Here is a 4,932-nt window from a genome sequence, read left to right on the forward strand (position 1 = left end):
TTTTGTACGCTTTTAACTTTTTTTGACCCCTTCAAAAGGCTTGTGTGTTGAGGGTTTATAGCACTTGTAAAAAATGCCGTAAATATTGTAAATACTATAAATATTACAAACAGAAAAAAAGTAGATTTTTTTTAATATTAATAAATTTAAATTCTTGCAAAAACTTTGTCGCTTATAGCGAACGAACTATATCATTTTTTTAGTTCTCAAGTCCTTGAAATAACTAATTCAAAAAAAATAGCCTAACGGCTGGTATAGGGAAAAAAATTTCTATGGGGGTTTGGGGTTCTCCCCGTTTCTCTTTTTTGCTTCGCAAAGTAGAGAAACGGGGAGACGCGCATTGTTAATATTCTTAAATCCTCTAATATTCCAAAAAAAAATACCAATCTGGGGAGATTGATATTTTTTATAAAATAATACGATTTAGGGAAACTATAATCAGGTTACAAAATAATACAATCAAATAATCTAGTCTGCAACAAAAATTTACAAAATATTATCAGATCTAAAAATATAGGCCTGCTCTATTTTATTTAAAATACAGTTTCTATAGTTATCTTTCTCTTAAAAATTACTCTCAACATGTTAGTTTACTTAATTTTTCTAAGTAAAAATAAAGAAACGAGGAGACGTGTATAAAATATTTTAGAACATCCCTCAATTAGCATAAACTAAAATCTAATTATATTTTTGAAAAAAAGAAAGCCTAGAAAAAAATCTAGGCTTTCTTAAAAGACTTTAAGAAGTCAAAACGAAGTAAATTGATTATAATCAAAAATTAATCAAATTGCAACTAATCTATAATTTTATATTTTGTAGAATTCATTCTATCAAATCCAATCCTGACAGATTTCAAATTAGGAACTTCATTTTCTTTTAAATACATTTCATAAAGATACTCATAATCGTCTTTTGATATTTCAACTAAAACCTTCTGAAAGGCGTTTAAATCCATTTTAAACGTATTCGAACATTCCAAGGCGTCTCTTTTAACGTTTTTTTCTTCGAGATGTTTTAAAGGTATTTTATCGTGTTTAGTATCATCTATTTTTGAAATCAACATCTTTTGAAAGTTCATAATTTTTGAATTATATTTGTAAAGTTAAGAAAATTAGATTTATTAAGACTCTTAATAAATTATTGAAATTTATTGAAAACTTTTTAACAAATTTTTCAATAGGCATCGCGTCGGTTTTTTTGTCCCTTGGCACCAAATTTGTATGTGTAAATCTAAAAAAATTAACAACTTGAAGTGGAAGAATGATTATTCTTCTCGATTTTTTTGAAGAAATTATATAAATAAAAAAAAGCTTGTTGATAAGGCTATCCTTGTCAACAAGCTAAGATTATAAAACGCAGTCTTTTCGTTATTAAATATTAAACTTATATCCAATAGATAGAGTTACTCTTGAATAATCTAATTTAGATTTAGTTGAAGATGTTCGAGCATCAATTTCATTTTCGATAGATGCTTTAGCGAAATTAGTTTGATACATTAAGTCAACTAAATAATCGTTATATTCAAATCCAGCACCTACTCCAGCATATAAACCATCATCAACTTTTGTTTTTAATGATAATTTTGTATTTTGTCCGTTTTGAACAGATGATGCAGTCGTATTTTTTTCGTTGATATTAAAAGAGTACCCTAAATTAGCTTTTAAATAAGGTTTTACAGCACTATCAGTACCAATATTATATTTTCCTGTTACATAAAGAGGAATAGAGTCATATTTTCCAATTTTGATTGTACTAGATTCATTATTAGTTGAATTTACTTCTGTCGAAGCTTTATTTTTTGAATGGCTTTGGTAAGCGATACCTAGACCTAATTCAAGATTATCTGATATATTTCTTGTTCCTTCGATTGCAGCTTCATAACCTAATCCTTTTGTTTTTCCATTAGAATATTTAGTGCCTTCTTCTGAATATTTAGAATATTTAGAATACACATCTCCTCCAACTCTAAAATAAATATGGTTCATTGAAGTAGTGTTAATAGCTTGCTCAGTGATTATAGGTGCTGTTTCTACTGGGATAGCTTCTATAATAGGCTCAGAAGCTTCCATAATTTCAACAGATTGTGGTTGAACAATAGCTTCTTTGTCTCTTGCAAATGATATTGAACTTAAACTTAAAACGAATGATAACAACATTAATTTTTTCATAAATAACCCCTCCATAAAATTTTGATATTTATTACGTGAATAATATAACATAAATAAAAAAAGACTACAACAAAGCAGAAATTTTTTGTTAATGTTTTGAAAGTATGAAAAGCTTAGAGTATCTATATTTTCTGCTATTGATATTTATTTTTTATATAATCTCAATTTATATGTTATATTTGTACAAGGAGTTGAAAAATACCGCAAATATTACAAACGGAGAAAAAAAGAAATTATACTTGTAACTGTCACAAAAATATTAGAAATTTATATTCTGAAAAATCATTTTGTTAAAATTTATAAATCAGAAATAAATGTATAATTATTTTTATTATAAATAGGAGAAAATCGATGAAAAAATATTGTATTGTATTTAAATATTCTAAAGATGGAAATTCTTGGGTTTTAACAAAAACCCAAATTATGGCTGACACTTCAAAAAAAGCAATAAAAAAGTTAATATCTAATTATTGTTTTGTTAAAGAAATAAAACTCGTGGAAGAAAATGAATGATTAGTATAATAACTCACGAATAGGCTACATCTTATTTTAGCTTTTCAAAAAAGAAATAAACAGCTTGAAATGGAGAATGATATTTTTAAGCAAGCGACGCTGATCTATAGGACAAAGGTAAGTTTGATTAATGCAAATGCTCATCAATAAAATATTTATCAATTGTATATAATTTTTTTATTTATAACTCTTGATTTTTGTTGTTTGTTCAAGGGTTGAGACTCTTAAATATTGTATGATTGCCATTTGCCTCCATAAATATATTTTATATGATTTATTTTTTTCTTGTAGTTTAATTTGTTTCAGTATATACTCTAAGTCCTGTGAATAAAAATGCTATATTAAAAAAAGAGTTAAGAACTTTCACCAAAGTTTTTAGCTCTTTTTATTTTCTATTTGCAATTTAATTTGTTTTAGTTTATATTAGGAGCACTCTAAAATATTTGTTAGAGAATAATTTTTTTCTCTATTTTGTATTATTCACAAATTTTATATTATTAGAAAAATGCCTGTTGTTAAATGTCAACAGGCATTTTCTTATTTCCTACAGATAAGATAAAGTGAACTACACCCCACTTAGAACTAAAAGTTCTTGAAGTGGGGGCTTCGTGGGAAGTATTTAACTAATGTCAAATATATTTGTCACGCTCTACGGGGAGTTCCTACCCTGGAAAATTTTATTTTAATAGGTTAGGAGTGTTCTTCCTAGTTCTCTAATATTTATACTTGCATTTATGTCTCTATCGAGTTCTATTCCACAAGTTTCACATTTGTAAGTTCTTTCAGATAACTTTAATTCAGATTTTATTGAACCACAATGTGAGCAAGTATTAACGCATTATACTTATTCAAAAGTTCATGTGACAGTTTATGTAGAAAATCTTTTCTACTGTTTTTAATAATTTGGTGAAGTTTAGCAACTTTAAGTTTTGCTTTGTACCAATTTTGTGAGAGCTTAACTTTTCTAGATAGTTCTCTTTGAAGTTTCGCCAGTTTATCTTGATATTTTCTAAAGAATTTAGGATAATCAGCTCTTTGGTTATCAGATCTAAAAATACAGGCTTGCTCTATTTTAAATTAGTCAGATACTTTCCATGAAGCCATCACTTCAAGAACGGAACGTTCTAAGTGGGGTGTAGTTGTAGTTCACGGTTTTTTATAAATTGAATCAACACATTAAAATATAACATAAAGGAGAAACAATGAAAAAATTTATACTAGGAGTTTTGTTATTTTTTTCTTTAGTAGGATGTAATGATAATGAAAAATATATATCATCGAAGAATATTGTAGAAAAAAAGCAAATTATTTATAAAATAGGGGATAAAACTCCTTATACAGGGGTTGTTAAATATTTTTATAAAAATGGGAATGTACAAGGTGAAGAAAATTATAAAGATGGTGTTTTAGATGGAACTAGCTTAATTTATTATGAGAATGGATCATTGGACAGTGAATCAAATTTTAAAAATGGAAAAGCTAATGGAATTTTAAAAACTTTTTATAAAAATGGGAATGTAGAATTAGAACAGAATTATAAAAATGGTGAATTATATAAGGTTTCTAAGCTATATTTTGAAAATGGGAACTTGAGATTCGAACAAAACTTTAAAAATGAAAAACTTGATGGAGTATCAAGAATATTTGATATGAATGGAAATATAAAAGATGAAGAAATTTATATAGACGGGATATTACAAAACTAAAATTAATGTATAGGAGTTTTAATGAAAAGATTATTCTTAAGCTTGTATTTATTAAGTATTTTAATTGGGTGTAATAAAAAATATATTTCATATAATGATATTGAAATTAAAAATTTTAAATTTTATAAAAAATGCGAAGGAATTCCTTATACGGGCGAAGTTAAAATATTTTATAAAAATTCAAGAAAACTGACAGAGGAATTTAATGTAAAAGATGGTGAAATTAAAGGAGTGGCAAAAGGTTATTATTATAATGGTCAGGTAGCATATGAACAAAATTATAAAAATGGAAAACGCGAAGGAATTCAAAAAATATATAATGAAAAAGGGGAACTAACAAATAAAAAATTATATATTAATGGAATTTTAAAAAATTAATAGAACATCCCCAAATTAGCATAAACTAAATTTAATTATATTTTTGAAAAAAAAGAAAACCTAGATTTTTTCTAGGTTTTCTTAGAAGACTTTAAGAAGTCAAAACGAAGTAAATTGATTATAATCAAAAATTAATCAAATTGCAACTAATCTATAATTTTATATTT

At 25.9% G+C, this 4,932-nt stretch carries 5 protein-coding genes and 1 pseudogene; 3 read left to right on the top strand and 3 right to left on the bottom strand.

Going from position 1 to position 4,932, the window contains the following annotated elements; genetic code table 11:
- Nucleotides 1–793 precede the first annotated feature (793 nt).
- Both Q0V09_RS07540 and Q0V09_RS07545 read right to left on the bottom strand, forming a co-directional pair.
- Entirely contained in the window at nucleotides 794–955 is a 162-nt protein-coding gene (locus tag Q0V09_RS07540) for a hypothetical protein (RefSeq protein ID WP_297488102.1), read from the bottom strand.
- A gap of 415 nt (nucleotides 956–1,370) precedes the next feature.
- Entirely contained in the window at nucleotides 1,371–2,168 is a 798-nt protein-coding gene (locus tag Q0V09_RS07545) for an OmpW family outer membrane protein (protein ID WP_297488105.1), read from the bottom strand.
- A 351-nt stretch (nucleotides 2,169–2,519) separates the two neighbouring features.
- Here Q0V09_RS07545 and Q0V09_RS07550 point away from each other — a divergent pair, with 351 nt between their 5' ends.
- Nucleotides 2,520–2,681 (top strand): hypothetical protein, encoded by a 162-nt coding sequence (locus tag Q0V09_RS07550; protein ID WP_297488108.1) that lies wholly within the window; start codon nucleotides 2,520–2,522, stop codon nucleotides 2,679–2,681.
- A gap of 682 nt (nucleotides 2,682–3,363) precedes the next feature.
- On the opposite strand, the pseudogene Q0V09_RS10805 reads toward Q0V09_RS07550, so the two are convergent.
- Nucleotides 3,364–3,692: pseudogene (locus Q0V09_RS10805) on the bottom strand (zinc ribbon domain-containing protein); the annotation flags it as partial.
- Between the two features lie 191 nt (nucleotides 3,693–3,883).
- On the opposite strand from Q0V09_RS10805, the gene Q0V09_RS07565 reads away from it, so the two are divergent.
- A complete protein-coding gene (locus Q0V09_RS07565; protein WP_297488111.1) occupies nucleotides 3,884–4,387 on the top strand; it encodes a toxin-antitoxin system YwqK family antitoxin in 504 nt (167 codons plus the stop codon).
- A 21-nt stretch (nucleotides 4,388–4,408) separates the two neighbouring features.
- Nucleotides 4,409–4,765, top strand: a complete 357-nt coding sequence (locus Q0V09_RS07570; RefSeq protein ID WP_297488113.1) for a hypothetical protein — start codon at nucleotides 4,409–4,411, stop codon at nucleotides 4,763–4,765.
- The last annotated feature ends 167 nt before the right edge of the window (nucleotides 4,766–4,932 follow it).

The organism is uncultured Cetobacterium sp. (assembly GCF_947039425.1).
Classification (GTDB): domain Bacteria; phylum Fusobacteriota; class Fusobacteriia; order Fusobacteriales; family Fusobacteriaceae; genus Cetobacterium_A.